Origin of the sequence: Staphylococcus sp. GDX7P312P, from assembly GCF_008385775.1 — a bacterium.
GTDB classification, from domain to species: domain Bacteria; phylum Bacillota; class Bacilli; order Staphylococcales; family Staphylococcaceae; genus Staphylococcus; species Staphylococcus haemolyticus.
Genome location: NZ_VUKI01000005.1, coordinates 88,632 through 106,918, shown reverse-complemented (window position 1 = coordinate 106,918; position 18,287 = coordinate 88,632). Strand labels below are relative to the sequence as shown.

The window sequence follows — 18,287 nt, the reverse complement described above, 5'->3', positions numbered from 1 at the left end:
TTATAGCGTTTCACGTTTTTTATTACAATTTACATATATATTATATAATTTTTATAATTAATTGCTTGAGCGACTTGGATAATTAGTTGAATTGAAGGAGGTAGTTGAGGCGTTTATTACGCTATTAAAAAATCAAGGATTAGATATTGAAATTGCAAATGTGATATACGAGGTTCACTTACTTATATTCATTTAACAAATAAACTAATGTTTGGTGTAATTGGTCTTGACGTTGTTGTAAATCTACTAATATCGTCCCTTGATGGAATTCGTGTAGTGGTTTTAATGATAAATCATTTAGTAATTTATAAAAGAAGTGATCTGATTCCATAGAGGATTTAGAATTAAAGTTATTAGTACTGTTTTGTAGGCTTAACGATAAATTGTCAGTAAAATTTTTAATGGATGTGTTATACGCTTCTATTTCTCTATTTAAAAATCGATTATCCATTAAATAGTAATATCTTATTTTTTCAACGTGAGTGAGTAAAATTATGAGTTGTTGACGCATTATTGTGGATTGAAGCATATTCAATGCAACTCCTTGAAAATATTAAATTGTAGAAGAGGTATGAATGAGGAGAACCAATCGAGAAAATTATTCAGTCGTCTCGATTGGATTTAAAAATTGGGTATAATTATCAATGGATATGTCATAAGTTTTAATGGTCTTTTCAAAGGAATAAGAAATGTCATAAATATCAAGCACTGGTAATTCTCTTGTTCTTCCTAAACCGATTTCATAAATAATTGATAGCCACTCGCCATTACGACATAGTAAACCAATGAATATGACATTCTCAGCAATTGTGTCTTGATTATCAATAAAGTCAATCAACATAACATTTCGTTCAGAACTATAAATTAAAATGTCTGCAAATAAATGGGGTAATGTTATTAGTTCTGTGTCTTCAAACTTAATTAAGTTAGTCATTTGGTTTAGTGATTTACGAACACGAGTATTAGGAATATTGATAATCTGATTAATGATAGATTGAATTTCGTTAGTGTATGGCAATGTTGAATAGGATTGGCTTTCTATTAAGGTAAGATAAAGAGATAATAACTGTTGTTCAGTAAAATTTAGTTTTATTTTATCTTCAGATTTTTGAATCTGATATCCACCATTTTTGCCTTTATGAGCATATATTTGAACACCTTGATCTTCTAAATCGACAATGTCACGACTAATTGTACGAACAGAAACATTTAAGTGTTGCGCCAATTCAGATGCATTAATTGTATGACCTTGTTGTATTAATGAAATAATTTGATTCTGGCGATCTAATTTCTTCAACATAAACACCACCTATAACCATTACATATTACATTAATTATAACATAACACTGTGTATGAAGACATTTTCAGCACTTTAGTAGATTATGCGTGTAAAATTAAACATTTTTTATAAGGAAAACGCTTACAAAATTAAATGTTTTATGCTAATATAATATTTGTAACAGGGGAGAACGAATTCAAACAAAGGGGTAGAAGCTATATAACAGATAGCTTGTTGTGAATCGTTCAAGTTACATCGAAACATCTTCAATATTTATTACTTACTTTCCTTTCTATTTGTCGGCTAGCAGATGACTAGCCGATTTTTTGTGTCTTCATTTAAAAATTCCTATGACAAATATGAGCAGTAAGATACAATAAAGTGAAATAGATAGTTGAGGTGAAATCATGCAAAACAAACTTCATAATATAGATGCGCATATCATGGATTGGTTAAAACATCTCGATGATGTTATTCCCAATTTGATAACAGATATGACTACTGATACTAAAATAAATCGATTTGATTTAGTTACAAATGTAGATAAACAACTTCAAAATAAGTTTGAAGCGTATTTAGCTGAACACTTTCCAAGTCACCAATTATTAGGTGAAGAAAAAGATAATAGCATGATTCGGCCATATGAGGGGCATTTATGGATTATGGATCCAATTGACGGTACAGCTAATTTAGTAAAACAGCAAGAAGACTATTGTATTATCATCGCATATTTTGTTGATGGCGAACCTAAACTTTCTTATATATATGATTATCCTCACGATAAATTATATAAAGCAATAGCGGGTGAAGGTGCATTTGTTAATGGGCAACAATTGATGCCACCTAATGAATTAAAATTGCAAGACGCTATTATCTCTTTTGGGACTCAATATATAAATGATGATACAAGTAAAGCATTATACGATGCTTCGTTCAGTGTGAGAAATATTGGTTCATGTGGTTTAGATTCAGTAAGAGTGATTAAAGGACAATTTGGTGCACATATTAATACAAACCCAAAGCCATGGGACATTGCAGCGCAATTTTTATTTGCGAAAGAATTAAATTTGAAAATGACTCAATTAAATGGCGAACCGTTAGACTTTGCTAAGAGTGGACCATTCATTATTAGTAATCACGGATGTTACAAAGATATACTAGCAATTATTAATCGAAATGGCGGGTATCATATTTAATAATATTGATAGCTGTTTTATGAAAAGTTACTTCTTAAGACGTATAGAAAGTTAATCATTTTAATATATAATAATTATATTAATTCATAAAACAGAATAGGAGTGGTAGGATGCGTAGAACGCATAGACGAATGAGCCTGCCCGTTAAAATAATTACATGGTTTATAGGAATATTAGTTGTTTTAACAATAGTTGCGTCAATTTTTGTAGTAGCTAGTATTTTTATTACAAGTGGTAAGATTCATAATCCTCTAAACAGACAACATTCAGAATTGAGAACGAAAAATGTAAGTTTGTCAAATGGTGATCCATTTACTATTGCATTATTTGGTGTAGACTCAAATGCTCAACGTAAAAGTGAGAATGACGGTGAAAGAAGTGACACAATTATGCTTCTTTCTATTAACCCTAAGAAACAAACTACAGAAATTGTAAGTGTACCGCGTGATACACAAGCTGAAATTGTAGGTAAAGGCACGACTGAGAAGATTAATCATGCATATGCTTATGGTGGACCAACGATGGCTGTTAAATCATTAGAAAAATTAATGAATGTTCCTATTGATCATTATGCAACAGTTGATATGGATGGGCTACATGATATGATTGATGCTTTGGGCGGTGTGAATGTTACTAGTAATGATACTTTCACCACTAAAGGAACTAATTTTGTAAAAGGTCAATCAACTCATGTGGATGGAGATACTGCAATGGCCTTCATACGAAGTCGTAAAGAGGAAGGTGCTGGAGGAGATTTTGGTCGTCAAGAACGACAACAGCTTATCCTGCAAGCAATGGCTAATAAGATGACAAGTACTTCGGCGCTCACGCATTTCCCATCATTAATTAATCAGATCCAGAAAAATGTTAAAACCGATTTAACATTGAATGACATGAATGATATTAGAAAGAATTATAAAAATGCTAATACAACAGTAAACCGACATCAATTAGAAGGTCAGGGTGGTATTCAAGACGATGGATTGTGGTATTTCATACCTAATGACAATTCAAAACAAAGTGCCACAGAAATATTGAATAATAATTTACAAAATTAAATTTTTAATGCAATAGACGTTTTTACTTTAGCAGTTAATACTAGGAAATTTATAGAGGTAGGACAATGAGTGAGAAATCATTTCAGTCCTATCTCTATTTTTTATTTTTAAATTGTATCTGCATTAAAGTTAGTTTTTTTAACATTTGAAACACAATGTATATTTAATTCTTTTAAAATTGCAAAAATTTATGAAACGCTTAACATTTAATGAAATAAGTAATACAATTAAAGTAATTCTATGTTCAATATATGTGGGGTATTGAAATGGAATAGTTAAGTAGCCAAAGTCATTTTACGGAAAATTTATATAGATGGGGTGGAAAGTATGCAAGAACATTTAATCGTCACGCTTGATGGCACTGATTATCTTGTAGAACCTGGAACAAGTTTACTCGAGTTTATAAAATCTCGTGATACTTTCGTACCTTCAATTTGTTATAACGAATCAATGGGACCAATTCAAACATGTGATACATGTATGGTTGAAATTGATGGCAAAATTGAACGTGCGTGTAGTACTGTTGTAGATCGACCTATGACAGTTAATACTCAGAATAATGATGTTAAAGCTAGCCAAAAGGAAGCTTTAGATCGCATTTTAGAAAAACATATGCTGTATTGTACAGTATGTGATTACAATAACGGTGATTGTGAAATACATAACGCTATGGACGCATGGGGATTAGAAGAACAATCATACGAATACAAAACGAAACCATATGAAAAAGACTATGGTCCATTCTATCGATATGACCCAGACCAATGTATTCTTTGTGGTCGTTGTGTAGAAGCGTGTCAGGATATCGAAGTAAATGAAACAATTTCAATTGATTGGAATCGTGAGCATCCTAGAGTTATCTGGGATAATGATGTTCCTATAAATGAATCATCATGTGTATCATGTGGTCAATGTGCAACTGTATGTCCTTGTAATGCCATGATGGAAGTGAATATGGAAGGTAATGCTGGTTACATGACAGATACTGAACCAGGTTCACTTGCTGCAATGATTGATTTAACTAAAAAGGCTGAACCAGGTGATGGATTACTATTTGCAGTTTCTGATTCAGAAGCGGAAATGCGTAAAGAACGCATTAAGAAAACGAAAACAGTTTGTACATATTGTGGTGTAGGTTGTTCATTTGATGTATGGACTAAAGACAGAGAAGTGCTTAAAGTTCAACCATCACATGATTCTCCTGCAAACAAAATTGCTACATGTGTTAAAGGTAAATTCTCTTGGGGTCACATTAACTCAGACCAACGTTTAACGAAACCACTTGTTAGAAAAGATGGAGAATTCCATGAAGTTGAATGGGATGAAGCTTTAGATGTTATTGAAACTAACTTTAAGCGAATCAAAAATGAATATGGTGGCGATCATTTAGCATTTATCGCATCTTCTAAAGGTACTAATGAAGAATCATATTTAATGCAAAAACTTTCACGACAAGTCTTTGGATCTAACAACGTTGATAACTGTTCAAGATATTGCCAAGCACCAGCAACGAAAGGTCTATTTAGAACTGTAGGTCACGGTGGTGACTCTGGTTCAATTGAAGACCTTGAGAGAGCGGCTATGACTGTTCTAATCGGTACAAATACAGCTGAAGCGCATCCAGTTATTGCATCTAGAATGAAACGTGCACAAAAGTTATTCGGGCAAAAGATGCATGTATTCGATATTAGAAAACATGAAATGGCTGAACGTGCAGATGCATTCTATCAACCTAAGCCAGGAACAGATTTAGTTTGGTTAGGTGCAGCTACTAAATATATCATTGACAACGATTTACACGATAAAGCTTTCTTGAATGATTGGGTCGATAATTATGAGGATTACTATAAATCACTAGAACTGTTCACTATGGATTTTGCAGAAGAAACAACAGGTATTCCTAAAGAACAAATCATTAGTTTTGCAGAAGAAGCTGCAAAAGCTGAATCAATGTCAATTTGTTGGGCAATGGGTGTTACACAACAAGATATCGGTAGTGATACAAGTACAGCTATCTCAAACTTATTGCTCGTGACAGGTAACTATAGAAAACCAGGTTCAGGTGCTTATCCATTACGTGGTCACAATAACGTACAAGGTGCAAGTGATATGGGAAGTATGCCAGATCAATTCCCAGGTTATCAAAAAGTAGCTGATGATGAAGTGAGAGCAAAATTTGAAAAAGAATATGGTGTAGAATTAAATCCAACACCTGGACGCGATAATCACCAAATGATGGAAGGTATCCATAATGGAGATATTCAGTCATTATACTTATACGGTGAAGATACAGGTATTGTTGATTCTAATATTAATTTTGTTCAATCTGCTTTAGAAAAAGTAGACTTCTTAGTTGTTCAAGATGAGTTCCTAACTTTCACAGCAACATATGCAGATGTCGTCTTACCAGCTAGTCCATCATTAGAAAAAGATGGTACATTCACGAATACAGAACGCCGAATTCAACGTATTAATAAAGCATTACAACCGCTAGGCGATTCTAAACCAGACTGGGAAATCTTCCAATTAATCGCACAACGCATGGGCGTAGATTGGAATTACAAACATCCAAGTGAAATCATGGATGAAATTGCACGATTAACACCATCATATTCAGGTGTAAATTATGAACGATTACAAGGTTTCAATAGTCTTCAATGGCCTGTAGCACCAGATGGTACAGACCAGCCAACATTATATATGGATGGCTTTAACTTTGAAAATGGTCGTGCTAAGTTATTCCCATTAACATTTGACAATTTCTTTAAAGAAGATGAAGTTTATGACCTACATGTAAATAACGGTCGTTTACTAGAGCATTTCCATGAAGGTAATATGACTTATCAAACTGAAATGATTAAGTATAAAGTGCCAAATGCATTTGTAGAAATTTCTCCAGAGCTAGCTAAAGATCGTGATATTCATGAAGGCGCAGAATTACGATTGATTTCAGAAACGGGTGAAGCAACATTAATTGCAACAGTAACTGATCGAGTTAAAGGCAGAGAAATTTATATTCCTTTAAATAATGATGCTATGTCAAATGGTGATTTAGGTGCTATCAATAAATTAACTAATAGTGATGTAGATAAATATACAGATACACCATCTTATAAACGAACAAGTTGTCGTATGGAAGTATTGACTCGTAAAGGTAAATCACCATTAAATCCAACAAACTTCCGTGTCGATAAACAACGTAACCCGCAGTATAGTGTCCAAGTACAGAAAAAATGGGAACGTCCTGACTATGTTTTCCCAGGAAATGTGGTGGATAAATAATGGCTGAAAGAATAACTAAAATTAAACGTTTAGAGAAATCAGAAGAACAAATTAAAATCGAGAGTATCAATGAAGTAACAGATGCTATTGCAGAAAATAAGGATAGTATTTTAAAAGCAATACGTTTAGTAAAAGCATTAGATGAAGCTAAAATTCTTGATTTAATGAACGGTGGCATTAGAGGACGTCAAGTCATTATCAATAAATTTATGACAGAACTTAACAAAGATTTATATGCGGGTCTAATTACAAATTTAGCACCAATGGTCTTTATGTTAGGTGAGCTTAATGTTCAAGAGTTAAGCCAATTCTTAAATAAATTAAATAAAGGATTGCACGTTGCAAATCAAGCCAATCCTAATGCTAAAACAAGTATTCGTAGTCTAATGGGCGTACTTAAAGACGATGATATGAATCGCAGCTTAACTTATATGCTTAATTTACTTAAAGGGATGTCTAGAGAAGATAAATAATACATTAATGTATAAAGAGATTGGTACAAATTAAATAATCAAAGACTACAAAGTAAATATGCAGTAGATGACTGAATTGAGAAGGCACTTATTCTAAACTTACTTAGTTCAAGTCATCCTTAGGGGTGGGATAATGAATTCAAATCGAATTCTGTCTCGCTCCTTTCTTTCATTATTTAATAAGATTTATACGTACTTTCTACATAAATTATGGTAAGGTGTAATATAATATTATTACTAAAGAAGGGGTGAGAACAATTCATCCAAACGCGATTAAAATTATGACAGTTATTTCTAACGTCTTTATTGTTTTAGGAATTATTTTTTTAATTATGATGCAAATGGTGTTAGCGATTTCAATGTTCGCTGTGTCATTAGCAATTAGTTTAGTTATATTTAACGTACTTTTTCGAGATCGAACTGGCATGAAGATAGTCATCAACATATCATTTGCTATAGTCTTAATTGTTATTATAATTACTTATTTTTATTTATCTTAAATAGCTATAAAGGATTGTCATCTACATGAAGCAATTAAATCATTTGCGTTTACCATTCATACTGTTGTTTATTATTATCATTGTCTTCATAGTATTATTAATAATTAATCAATCAGAACTGTTGGACAATGATCGCAACTATAGCTTTCAAGAAGCAATTCAGAAACAAACAGATTCGAGTGTATTGAATACAGTAGACAGAGATGGTGAGTTTGTGAATGCAAATAGCCGAGAAATAGAGAGGGCAATGCGCATTACTCGAGACGATAATAAGTTTAAATACATGGATATTTCACAACAAGTTCCTATGACAAAACAAGAAGTTAAAAAGATGTTACAAGGGAATGGTATTCTTGAAAATCAAGCTGATGCTTTTATAGAGGCTCAAGACAAATATCAAGTCAATATTATTTATTTAATAAGCCATGCACGTGTGGAGACTGCTAATGGTAACTCTAAACTTGCCAGTGGTATTAAAGAAGGTAACAATCGTTATTACAACTTTTTTGGTGTCGGTGCTTTCGATGAAAATGCTATTCATACAGGTAAGAGTTACGCTAAGGAAGCATCATGGACTTCACCACGAAAAGCGATACTTGGTGGAGCTAAATTTATTAGAACGAATTATTTTGATAATGATCAAATTACGCTATATCAAATGAGGTGGAATCCTAAAAGTCCAGGCCAACATCAGTATGCAAGCGATATTTTGTGGGCAGATAAAATCGCAAAGTATATGCAAGCATATTATGACCAATTTGGTATAAAAAAAGATGATGTACGTAAGAACTTCTATGCCTCCTAAATTGATTGGCTAATAGAGTGAGATACAATTTAAGTTGCAAATGCAACATACTGTTAAGATAAAATTTAAGTGAATTTAATATTGAGGTGTAAATAAATGAAAATTGCAATAATAGGTGCAGGTATAGGTGGTTTAACCGCTGGCGCACTTCTTTCAGAAAAAGGACATGACGTTTCTATATTTGAAAGACAATCAAATATAAGTGAAGTTGGTGCAGGTATAGGAATTGGTGATAATGTTATCAAGAAATTAGGTAAACATGACCTAGCTAAAGGAATTAAAAATGCTGGCCAGAACTTATCTGCAATGAATGTACTAGATGATAAAGGAAATATTTTGTCTGCAGTAAAATTAAAAGAGGCTACGTTGAATGTAACATTAGCGCGACAAACTTTGATTGAATTGTTACAATCTTATGTTAATCCTCAATGCATTTATACAGACCATGATGTTATTAAGGTTGAAAATGTCGAACAACATACGATGGTTCACTTTTCAAATCATGCAAGTCAAAGTTTTGATTTATGTATAGGTGCGGACGGGCTTCATTCTGTTGTCAGACAAGCTATTCATCCGAATGCGAAGATACTTTATCAAGGGTATACGTGTTTTCGTGGCTTAGTGGATGATGCTAATCTACATAACAATGATATTGCTAGTGAATATTGGGGTAAACGAGGTCGAGTAGGAATAGTGCCACTTATTAACAACCAAGCTTATTGGTTTATCACAATTAATGCGTCTGAAAAGGATCCCAAATATCAATCGTTTGAAAAACCACATCTACAAGCATATTTTAATAATTATCCTGAACCAGTACGTCAAATTTTAGATAAGCAAAGTGAAACAGGTATTCTGAAGCATGATTTATATGATATGAAACCACTCAAATCATTTGTTAATCAACGTATTCTATTGTTAGGGGATGCAGCGCATGCAACGACGCCTAATATGGGTCAAGGTGCTGGACAAGCTATGGAAGATGCGATTGTACTAGTTAATTGTTTAGAAGAATATGATATAGAAAAAGCATTAAAACGTTATGATAAATTAAGAGTTAAACATACTGCAAAAGTTATCAAACGCTCAAGAAAAATTGGTAAAATAGCGCAAAAAGATAAAACGTTTGTTATTTCATTACGTAATAGTGTTATGAAACGAACACCTAAACGTTTGTTAAGTGGACAAACTAAATTCCTGTATAAAGCGAAGCATAAATAAAATAAGACGGATACTGAAGACTAATTAAGCATATAAGTTAATGATTAATATGCTTCATAGCCTCTTTCAGTTTCCGTCTTTTTTACATTATAAATTATTTATTAACTATAAACTGTGGAGTTTCACCATTTAACTTTTTAATCGTATCATTTGCGACGATTTTAGACATCATATCTCTTGCTTCATATGTTGCGTTACCAATATGAGGTGTGATAACTACATTATCTAGTGATTTCAAACCTTCTGTAATTTCAGGTTCAAATTCATATACATCTAATGCAGCACCTTCAATTTCTTTGTCCTCTAAAGCTTTTACTAAAGCTTCTTCATTAACTATTGGACCGCGACCAGCATTAATTAAATAGGCTGTAGATTTCATCAGTTTAAATTGTTCGGTATCAATCATGTGATGTAAATCAGGATTATAAGCAGCATTGATTGTGATGAAGTCAGCATTTTCAAGTAAGGTATTTAGATCTACATATTTTGCACCAATTTCACGTTCTTTTTCTTTCTTTTGGTGAGGACCAGTATATAAGATATCCATATCAAAAGCTTTAGCACGCTTAGCTACTGCACTACCAATTTCACCTAAACCGATTATGCCAATCGTTTTGCCAGACACTTCACGGCCTCTAAAGAATAAAGGTGCCCATCCATCAAAACCTTGTGTTCGAGATAATTTATCTCCTTCAACTATGCGACGCGCAACTGCTAAAACGAGTCCGAAAGTTAATTCAGCAGTTGAGGCTGTTGATGCTTTAGGTGTATTTGTTACATCAATATCTTTTTCACGTGCATATTTAACATCCACATTATTAAAGCCAGCACCATAGTTTGCAATGATTTTAAGGTTACTTGCACTATCAATCACTTCCTGATCAACATTCGTAGATAGAATGCTTATAAGCGCAGAAGCATCTTTGACACCTTCCATAAGTGTTTCTTTATCAATAATGCCTTCACCTTCATACATTTCTACTTCAAAGTGTTCTTTAAGTAAATTTAATCCTACTTCTGGAATTGCACCTGCTATATAAACTTTTTCCATTAAGCTCACTCCTTATCAATAATCTCTCTTTAAGTATAATAAAAGGAGAAAACGTATACAAATGTAATTCATACAATTTTATTAAATCATTTTAAGGCCGATTACAGAGAAGAGTATCAAGAAAATAAAGATGATACGGCTAAAATGTGTTGATTCTTTGTAAAATAACATTCCTATAATAGCTCCTCCGGCTGTGCCAATACCAGTCCATATAGCATATGCTGTTCCCATTGGAATTGTTGTCATAGCTAATTTTAATACACTAAAACTAAAAATAAACGTAATTGCCATTAAAACAATATAAAATTTTTGTTTTGAGCGTGCATATTGGTTTAACCATATGACGCCAAGTACCTCTAATAATCCTGCAATGAGTAAATATAGCCATGACATATTACATTCCTCCCTTAGGTGAGTCATTCGTTGACAGTTTAAGTCCAATAATGCCAACTAGTAACAGAAGCAGTAATACAACTTTCATTATTGTAAATGATTCTCCAAAGAAAAGCATATCTGCAATAACTGTACCAGCAGCTCCTATTCCCACAAATACTGCATAAACTGTACCGACTGGAAGGTGTTTAGAAGCGGAAATCATTAAGTAGAAGCTTAGTGCAATAAAAACTAATGTAAATAACCAAGTTGCAAAATTATGGGCATTATTTAATCCAATTACCCAAATAACTTCTATTAGGCCAGCTAAGATGACTTTAAGCCATTGCATACCTTCACACTCCTTATAAAATAAAGACTAATATGCTTATTCTCTCAAAGCGTTACCTTTAATTCAATTTTTAAAACTTAAAAAAGGACTAGGGAGTGGAACAAAAATAATATTTTCTCAAAATTTATTTCGTTGTAACCCCAGCTTGCATTGCTTGTAGAATTTCTTAATGAAATTCTCTTTGCTGGGGCCCCGAACCCCAACTGGCATTGCTTGTAGAATTTCTTAATGAAATTCTCTTTGTTTGGGCCCCGAACCCCAACTTGCTTAGCTTGTAGAATTTCTTTGAGAAATTCTCTTTGTTTGGGCCCCGAACCCCAACTTGCATTGCTTGTAGAATTTCTTAATGAAATTCTCTTTGTTGGGGCCCCGCCTACCAGGCAAGGATGACTAGGTCTGAAAAAAGTTTGATTCAAGCGCATTTTCAAATCAGTCAGCTACTGACAAAATGATAAAGAAGGCTGAGACATTTTATTTTGTCCCAGCCTCAGTCCTACATGAATGATTAGAAGTGAGAAAAGCTTGATTTAAAGCGACTTCTCAATTCATTTAGCTACTGTGAATTTACAATGCAGCTCTATAGTATAATATTATCCTATATTTCTGATTAGCATCATTTAAGCTTTATTTAAAATTATGATAAATGGATGTAGTTATAAGAACTAGCTTGGCTAGCTGAAATTGTACGTGTATCTTTCACATATGGTCCACCAGAATAATTCATTTCAGAAACAGTTACTGAACCATCGCTACCAACACTTTCTACATACGCAACATGTCCATAAGAACCTTCAGATGTTTGAAGAATTGAACCTTTTTCTGGAGTATTATTTACAGTGTACCCAGCTGCTGATGCTGCACTCGCCCAGTTATTAGCATTTCCCCAAGTACTACCGATTTTACCACCAACTCTGTCATATACATACCAAGTACATTGACCGGCTGTGTATAAATTACCTGATGTAGAAGATGTAGTTTGAGTTGAAGAAGAAGTAGTTGTAGAAGAACTACTAGATGACGAACTTCCATCTGATGTTGTTGAAGTTGTAGTACTTTGATTATAGTTGAAAGATTGTTGTTTAAATTGAGGTTGTTGATAACCTTGTCCTTGTTGATGACTAAATTGCATATTTTGACCATGTGGACCTTGTTGTCCGAATTGATTGTGTTGTGGTGCTGGATTGTGATTATATTCTGCAGCATCTGCATGGTTAGCATTTAATCCTAATGCTGATACACCAATGCCTGCTGTTAAAGTTGAAATTGTAATAATTTTTTTCATAGTAAAAAGTCCTCCCAAAATTTGTATTCAACAATAGGTTAAAAATAGCGATATGTTGAATAGACTTTGAATTTGTATTTTTTTGCCGCTCCCAACGACAAGTCATACTTTATCAGATTCTATTAGCACTGTGTGCAATGTTACGGTTTCGTAAATGAAATACAAAAACCTTGAACAACTCCGTAATAAAGAGTAGCTCAAGGTTACGTACTGTAATATAGCTTGAATTATGCATGTATACTACATTAATCTTATATTTAGTTAGTGTTAACAAATGATTATTGTTACAACCCTTTGTAATATTAGATGCTGTACAACTTATTTGAAGAAACGAATTGATAAAGGCACTACATACTCTTTTCCACCAAAATATTTAACGCATGCAACGATATGAAAAACTACATATAGGATAGTAAGTACAATTAATAGTAATGAAAGAACAAATAATAATATTGTAGCGATAATAATCGCTGCTTCATTATTAACTACATATATGAAAAATACAGGTACCATACATATACCAACAACAAAGTTCCAAATTAAATAAGAAATAAGCATGTTGAAGTAATTCTTTCCAGCTTTATCAACTAATCGTGATTCATTGCGCTTGATAGCCCAAATAATAATTGGACCTATTACAGAAGTGAAGAACCCCAAAAGGAAAATTAACATAGACATTAATCGGGCATCATCTTCATTATCTCTCTTTACGGTAGAGTCTTGTGATTGATCATAATAATCCGACATAATAATACTCCTCTCAATTAAAAAGTTATGTTTCATAATTAATATAACAAAGTTACTTAAAAAAGATTAGTTAATTTTAAAATAAATATAAATAATTGAGTTGTGTTTAATTTTTGAAAAATAGGATATAGTTTAGCGTTGTATAAAAATTGATTACTAATGATATTAGTAAAACTCATTATTAGGATTTGGCATTAGCTGACTGAATAGAAATAATGTTGATTTAAGATATATTTTTATTCTAGCCAACTTTGCCCGGGAGCGGGACTTAAATATGATCATTTTAATAAATGGTTGTATTTGAGGATATAAAGAAATCTATTTACATTTATTAGATTTCTAACCTGCTCCCTTTATTTTTAAATGAAAAGCAAGATGCTGATTTGATTAAGAAAGGAAGTTATAACTATGAAAATAGCGGTAGTAGGATCAGGTAACGGTGCAGTTACAGCGGCAGTAGATATGGTAAATCAAGGACATGATGTGAAATTATATTGTCGAAATTCATCCATTAAAAAATTTAATAACGCATTAGAAAAGGGTGGATTTGATTTTAATAATGAAGGTGCAGAATCATTTGTACCATTTACAGAAATAAGTGATGACATTGAATATGTATTAAAAGATGCTGAGATAATTCAAGTTATCATTCCATCATCATATATTGAATACTATGCGGAAATTATGGCTGAGCATGTAACAAGTAATCAACTTATTTTCTTCAATATTGCAGCTGCCATGGCGTCAATTCGATTTATTAACGTACTTGAAGATAAACATATTGAGGTAGAGCCGAAGTTTGCTGAAGCTAATACACTTACTTACGGTACGCGCGTTGACTTTGAAAATGCACGCGTAGACTTATCATTGAATGTACGTAAAGTATTCTTTTCTACATATAATAAGAAGGAACTTAGTGACAGCTTTGAAAAAGTAAGTCAAATATATCCGTATCTTGTTAAAGAAGAAAATCTATGGAAGACAAATTTAGAAAACGGAAACCCAGAGGTTCATCCTGGTCCAACGTTATTAAATGTAGGAAGAATTGATTATGCCGATTCATTTGCCCTTTATAAAGAAGGTATTACGAAGCACACAGTAAGATTATTACATGCAATTGAGTTGGAACGTTTAACACTAGGGCGTAAATTAGGATTTGAACTTTTAACAGCCAAAGAAGCACGTATTCAAAGAGGCTATTTAGAACGTAAAGACGAAGATGAACCATTAAATCGTTTATTTAATACAAGTCCTGTGTTTTCTCAAATACCAGGGCCTAATTCAGTACAAAATCGTTATTTAACTGAAGATATTGCATATGGACTTGTACTATGGTCAAGTTTAGGGCGTGCAATTGATGTTGAAACGCCTAATATTGATGCTGTTATTATGATTGCATCAACAATTTTAGAACGTGACTTTTTCGATGAAGGTCTAAAAGTAGAAGAACTTGGTTTAGAAAAACTTGGTTTAGAATAATTAACAAATTTAGAATACTATAAATGAATCTTTAATAAACATTCTATTTATGACTAAATGCACATCTAACTATGAAAAGAGGTAATTAACTAAAAGGAAAAGAGGAATGTGTATGAAAAGACAGCCATCATTTTTGGAAGCAATATCTACAATTATCGTTATGGTTATTGTCGTGACAATAGGCTTTATAAAATTTAATATTCCCATTCAGGTACTGTTACTCATATCATCTGCATATGCAGCTTTGATAGCTTGGCGAGTAGGCTTAAAATGGAAAGATTTAGAAGAGCGGATCACTCGAAGATTAACGACAGCTATGCCTGCAATATTTATTATACTAGCTGTAGGTATAATAGTTGGGAGTTGGATGTATTCTGGAACTGTTCCAGCTTTAATATACTACGGTCTAAAGTTTTTAAATCCACATTACTTTTTAGTTTCTGCCTTTTTAATATCGGCTATTTGTAGTTTAGCAACAGGGACAGCCTGGGGATCAGCTTCAACAGCTGGTATTGCGTTGATATCAATTGCGCATCAGTTGAATATCGATATGGGTATGGCAGGAGGTGCTATTATTGCAGGTGCAGTCTTTGGTGATAAAATGTCACCATTATCAGATACAACTAACTTAGCTGCTTTAGTAACTAAGGTAAATATCTTTTCTCATATCAGATCAATGATGTGTACAACGATACCTGCTTCAATTATTGGACTAATAGTTTGGTTCTTTGCAGGGTTAACTTCAAAAGGGTCAGTGAATACGAAACAAATTAATAAGTTACTGAATGAACTTGATGGTATCTATAATATAAATATTTGGGTGTGGATGCCATTACTAGTCATAATCATATGTTTAGTTTGTAACGTATCTACTGTACCATCTATGTTAGCATCAAGTTTAAGTGCCGTTATTATTGGAACATTAAATAATCATTTTAATATAGTTGATGGTTTTAAAGCTATGTTTAACGGATTTACACCTGCGATGACTGGACAATCCAATCTTTCTACCAATGCAACATCGCTATTAGAACAAGGTGGAATGATGAGTATGACAGAGATACTAGTGACAATATTTTGTGGGTATGCATTTGCAGGTATTGTTGAAGTATCGGGATGTTTAGATGTCATGTTAACAACGGTTTCTAAAGGTATACATTCAGTTGGAACACTTATTTTAATAACAGTCATTTGCTGTTTAATGTTAGTATTTGCAGCTGGTGTTGCATCTATAGTAATTATTATGGTGGGTGTCTTAATGAAAGACATGTTTGTTAGTAGGAATTTAGATAAATCAAATTTATCAAGAACTTTAGAAGATTCAAGTACGATGGTGTTACCGTTAATACCATGGGGAACTTCAGGCATATACTACACGCAACAACTGGGAGTATCAGTAGATCAATTCTTTATTTGGACAGTTCCATGCTACTTGTGTGCAGTATTAGCAATTATTTACGGCTTTACTGGAATTGGTATTCGTAAATTAGACGACAAAAGTTATGTATAAAATTCGTAAAAATATGTTTAATCATTTGTGAAAAGGATATATTTAAGTATGTTAAAACATTACATAGATATTTTTGTAGCGATGATATCTGATGCTATGAAGTTTTAACTGTAAAATATCCTCAAAATATTTAACAGTAGTGGGTTCAATTTTTGTAGCGAGAATTGGATCCATGAACGATGGACAAACGAATTTATTATCAACAATTATGTAGTAATAGATATAACAAATCAAGAAAGAATGAATTTGTTCGAAATAGATTAAGATTGGAAAGTATTGATTATTACTTTCCAATCTTTTTTGTTTTTAATTATACGGCAGGATGCTACTTATATCTCATAATAAGATTTTTAAACTAGTGTGGGTGCATGTTGTTTAATGTTTATATCTTTGAGTATAAAAGTAAACGCAAAAAAGCGATCCTTTTTGGATCGCTTTTAAACTTACTAATAGAATTAGTGAATGTAGTTATATGAAGCAGCTTGGCTAGCTGAAATAGTACGTGAAGTAACAACACCAGCACCGTGACCATAGTTCATTTCTGATACTGTAACTGAACCGTCACTACCAACACTTTCAACGTATGCTACGTGACCATATGCACCTTGTGAAGTTTGTAAAATAGCACCAGCTGATGGTGAATTGTTTACTGTGTAACCTGAAGCAGCTGCAGCGCTTGCCCAGTTATTAGCATTTCCCCAAGTTGAACCGATTTTACCGCCAACTCTATCAAATACATAATATGTACATTGACCAGCAGTATATAAGTTACTACCTGAACTTGAAGTTCTTGAAATTGAAACGCCAGTTGATTGTGATGATGGAGCAGTAGTTGTAGTTACTTTAATGTTACGATCTGAAGTTGAGTAACTAGCACCTAAACCACCAGTTTGTTGAGTATTTGCACTATATGATTGAGTGTTATTGCTGTAGTTGTTGTAGTTATTATAGTTATTGTAATTATATGAATAGTTGTTATATGAATAATTAGATTGACTAGAGTGATTTACTTGATTTGGGCTCCAGTTACCTTTCCAAGTGTAATGATAGTTACCTTGTTGGTCGATAGTGTAAGAGTAGCTGTATGAAGTTGGATCATTTGGGTTATATCCTTGTTCTGCTGCATGTGCCTCATGACCATGTCCAGCGATAGCGATTGTTGCAACTCCTGCAGTAGCGATTGTAGCTGTAGCGATTTTTTTCATTGTAAAATTTCCTCCTGAGAATTAAATTAATATTTTATATTTAATAGTCATTTGATGACCCTCGAGTCCAGTTTTTAATAAGTTTCTTAACGACAAGACATACTTTATCAGAAAAAAATCATTTTGTGTGCGTTGTTATCATTTTGTAATTTTTTGCTAATAAATAGTGTTGAGTTAAATACAATAAGTAATTTTTTGTAATATTAAAAAACGTTGTCATAACAACGTTTAAAAAAATATATGAAAAAGATACTCATTTTCTTGTAACATTTTTGTAAAGTAACAGCAAAAATAAATTTGATATAAAATTAATAGAATTCATTATTTTTGTATTGTTTTAAAATTATATATATACAAAAGATCTATTAATTAAATTGTATTATTACTCTTAAATGCTATGAAAGAAGCGCTTATAGGGGATTATTCATACAAACATTATAAAAAATATACAAAAACATTTATATAAGATAATAA

General features: G+C 32.6%; 17 protein-coding genes. 9 read left to right on the top strand and 8 right to left on the bottom strand.

Going from position 1 to position 18,287, the window contains the following annotated elements; genetic code table 11:
- Positions 1-178: 178 nt before the first annotated feature.
- Together F1592_RS02280 and F1592_RS02275 are read right to left on the bottom strand one after the other, a co-directional pair.
- A complete protein-coding gene (locus F1592_RS02280) occupies positions 179-529 on the bottom strand; it encodes a hypothetical protein (RefSeq protein ID WP_149809420.1) in 351 nt (116 codons plus the stop codon).
- A gap of 69 nt (positions 530-598) precedes the next feature.
- A complete protein-coding gene (locus tag F1592_RS02275) occupies positions 599-1,297 on the bottom strand; it encodes a helix-turn-helix transcriptional regulator (protein WP_188294668.1) in 699 nt (232 codons plus the stop codon).
- Between the two features lie 387 nt (positions 1,298-1,684).
- On the opposite strand from F1592_RS02275, the gene F1592_RS02270 reads away from it, so the two are divergent.
- The 7 genes from F1592_RS02270 (at position 1,685) to F1592_RS02240 (ending at position 9,815) form a co-directional block, all read left to right on the top strand.
- On the top strand, positions 1,685-2,476 hold the full coding sequence (locus F1592_RS02270; RefSeq protein WP_375711793.1) for an inositol monophosphatase family protein: 792 nt from the start codon (positions 1,685-1,687) through the stop codon (positions 2,474-2,476).
- Positions 2,477-2,586: 110 nt separating this feature from the next.
- A complete protein-coding gene (locus F1592_RS02265; RefSeq protein WP_053016629.1) occupies positions 2,587-3,534 on the top strand; it encodes an LCP family glycopolymer transferase in 948 nt (315 codons plus the stop codon).
- Positions 3,535-3,861: 327 nt separating this feature from the next.
- Positions 3,862-6,816, top strand: a complete 2,955-nt coding sequence (gene fdhF / locus F1592_RS02260; RefSeq protein WP_053016630.1) for a formate dehydrogenase subunit alpha — start codon at positions 3,862-3,864, stop codon at positions 6,814-6,816.
- Entirely contained in the window at positions 6,816-7,289 is a 474-nt protein-coding gene (locus tag F1592_RS02255) for a helical membrane plugin domain-containing protein (RefSeq protein WP_037535920.1), read from the top strand. The genes fdhF and F1592_RS02255 overlap by 1 nt, the downstream gene beginning before the upstream one ends.
- Before the next feature lie 281 nt (positions 7,290-7,570).
- Complete coding sequence (locus tag F1592_RS02250) at positions 7,571-7,789, top strand: hypothetical protein (protein WP_029376663.1); 219 nt, start codon at positions 7,571-7,573, stop codon at positions 7,787-7,789.
- Positions 7,790-7,814: 25 nt separating this feature from the next.
- On the top strand, positions 7,815-8,594 hold the full coding sequence (locus F1592_RS02245) for an N-acetylglucosaminidase (RefSeq protein ID WP_053016631.1): 780 nt from the start codon (positions 7,815-7,817) through the stop codon (positions 8,592-8,594).
- Positions 8,595-8,690: 96 nt separating this feature from the next.
- Positions 8,691-9,815, top strand: coding sequence for an FAD-dependent monooxygenase (locus tag F1592_RS02240; protein ID WP_107609806.1), 1,125 nt, complete (start codon positions 8,691-8,693; stop codon positions 9,813-9,815).
- 94 nt (positions 9,816-9,909) lie between these two features.
- On the opposite strand, the gene F1592_RS02235 is transcribed toward F1592_RS02240, so the two are convergent.
- From F1592_RS02235 to F1592_RS02215, 5 genes are all read right to left on the bottom strand, one after another.
- Entirely contained in the window at positions 9,910-10,866 is a 957-nt protein-coding gene (locus F1592_RS02235; protein ID WP_037535930.1) for a 2-hydroxyacid dehydrogenase family protein, read from the bottom strand.
- Positions 10,867-10,947: 81 nt separating this feature from the next.
- Positions 10,948-11,259, bottom strand: a complete 312-nt coding sequence (locus F1592_RS02230) for a DMT family transporter (RefSeq protein WP_053016633.1) — start codon at positions 11,257-11,259, stop codon at positions 10,948-10,950.
- 1 nt (position 11,260) lies between these two features.
- Positions 11,261-11,590, bottom strand: a complete 330-nt coding sequence (locus F1592_RS02225) for a DMT family transporter (protein ID WP_053016634.1) — start codon at positions 11,588-11,590, stop codon at positions 11,261-11,263.
- Positions 11,591-12,224: 634 nt separating this feature from the next.
- Positions 12,225-12,872, bottom strand: coding sequence for a CHAP domain-containing protein (locus F1592_RS02220; protein WP_053016636.1), 648 nt, complete (start codon positions 12,870-12,872; stop codon positions 12,225-12,227).
- 318 nt (positions 12,873-13,190) lie between these two features.
- A complete protein-coding gene (locus F1592_RS02215; RefSeq protein ID WP_053016637.1) occupies positions 13,191-13,619 on the bottom strand; it encodes a DUF4870 domain-containing protein in 429 nt (142 codons plus the stop codon).
- A 408-nt stretch (positions 13,620-14,027) separates the two neighbouring features.
- Between F1592_RS02215 and F1592_RS02210 the strand changes: the two genes are divergently transcribed.
- Positions 14,028-15,098 carry an NAD/NADP-dependent octopine/nopaline dehydrogenase family protein gene (locus F1592_RS02210; protein WP_037535940.1) on the top strand — a complete coding sequence of 357 codons (1,071 nt, stop codon included), beginning with the start codon at positions 14,028-14,030 and terminating at the stop codon, positions 15,096-15,098.
- A 112-nt stretch (positions 15,099-15,210) separates the two neighbouring features.
- Complete coding sequence (nhaC, locus tag F1592_RS02205) at positions 15,211-16,608, top strand: Na+/H+ antiporter NhaC (RefSeq protein ID WP_149809421.1); 1,398 nt, start codon at positions 15,211-15,213, stop codon at positions 16,606-16,608.
- Positions 16,609-17,063: 455 nt separating this feature from the next.
- On the opposite strand, the gene F1592_RS02200 is transcribed toward nhaC, so the two are convergent.
- Positions 17,064-17,813 carry a CHAP domain-containing protein gene (locus tag F1592_RS02200; RefSeq protein ID WP_011275085.1) on the bottom strand — a complete coding sequence of 250 codons (750 nt, stop codon included), beginning with the start codon at positions 17,811-17,813 and terminating at the stop codon, positions 17,064-17,066.
- Positions 17,814-18,287: the final 474 nt, after the last annotated feature.

Coding starts and splice junctions, on each gene's coding strand:
- F1592_RS02280 (WP_149809420.1), bottom strand. CDS start 529: ATGCTTCAATCCACAATAATGCGTCAACAACTCATAATTTTACTCACT.
- F1592_RS02265 (WP_053016629.1), top strand. CDS start 2,587: ATGCGTAGAACGCATAGACGAATGAGCCTGCCCGTTAAAATAATTACA.
- fdhF (WP_053016630.1), top strand. CDS start 3,862: ATGCAAGAACATTTAATCGTCACGCTTGATGGCACTGATTATCTTGTA.
- F1592_RS02255 (WP_037535920.1), top strand. CDS start 6,816: ATGGCTGAAAGAATAACTAAAATTAAACGTTTAGAGAAATCAGAAGAA.
- F1592_RS02250 (WP_029376663.1), top strand. CDS start 7,571: ATGACAGTTATTTCTAACGTCTTTATTGTTTTAGGAATTATTTTTTTA.
- F1592_RS02245 (WP_053016631.1), top strand. CDS start 7,815: ATGAAGCAATTAAATCATTTGCGTTTACCATTCATACTGTTGTTTATT.
- F1592_RS02240 (WP_107609806.1), top strand. CDS start 8,691: ATGAAAATTGCAATAATAGGTGCAGGTATAGGTGGTTTAACCGCTGGC.
- F1592_RS02235 (WP_037535930.1), bottom strand. CDS start 10,866: ATGGAAAAAGTTTATATAGCAGGTGCAATTCCAGAAGTAGGATTAAAT.
- F1592_RS02230 (WP_053016633.1), bottom strand. CDS start 11,259: ATGTCATGGCTATATTTACTCATTGCAGGATTATTAGAGGTACTTGGC.
- F1592_RS02225 (WP_053016634.1), bottom strand. CDS start 11,590: ATGCAATGGCTTAAAGTCATCTTAGCTGGCCTAATAGAAGTTATTTGG.
- F1592_RS02220 (WP_053016636.1), bottom strand. CDS start 12,872: ATGAAAAAAATTATTACAATTTCAACTTTAACAGCAGGCATTGGTGTA.
- F1592_RS02215 (WP_053016637.1), bottom strand. CDS start 13,619: ATGTCGGATTATTATGATCAATCACAAGACTCTACCGTAAAGAGAGAT.
- F1592_RS02210 (WP_037535940.1), top strand. CDS start 14,028: ATGAAAATAGCGGTAGTAGGATCAGGTAACGGTGCAGTTACAGCGGCA.
- nhaC (WP_149809421.1), top strand. CDS start 15,211: ATGAAAAGACAGCCATCATTTTTGGAAGCAATATCTACAATTATCGTT.
- F1592_RS02200 (WP_011275085.1), bottom strand. CDS start 17,813: ATGAAAAAAATCGCTACAGCTACAATCGCTACTGCAGGAGTTGCAACA.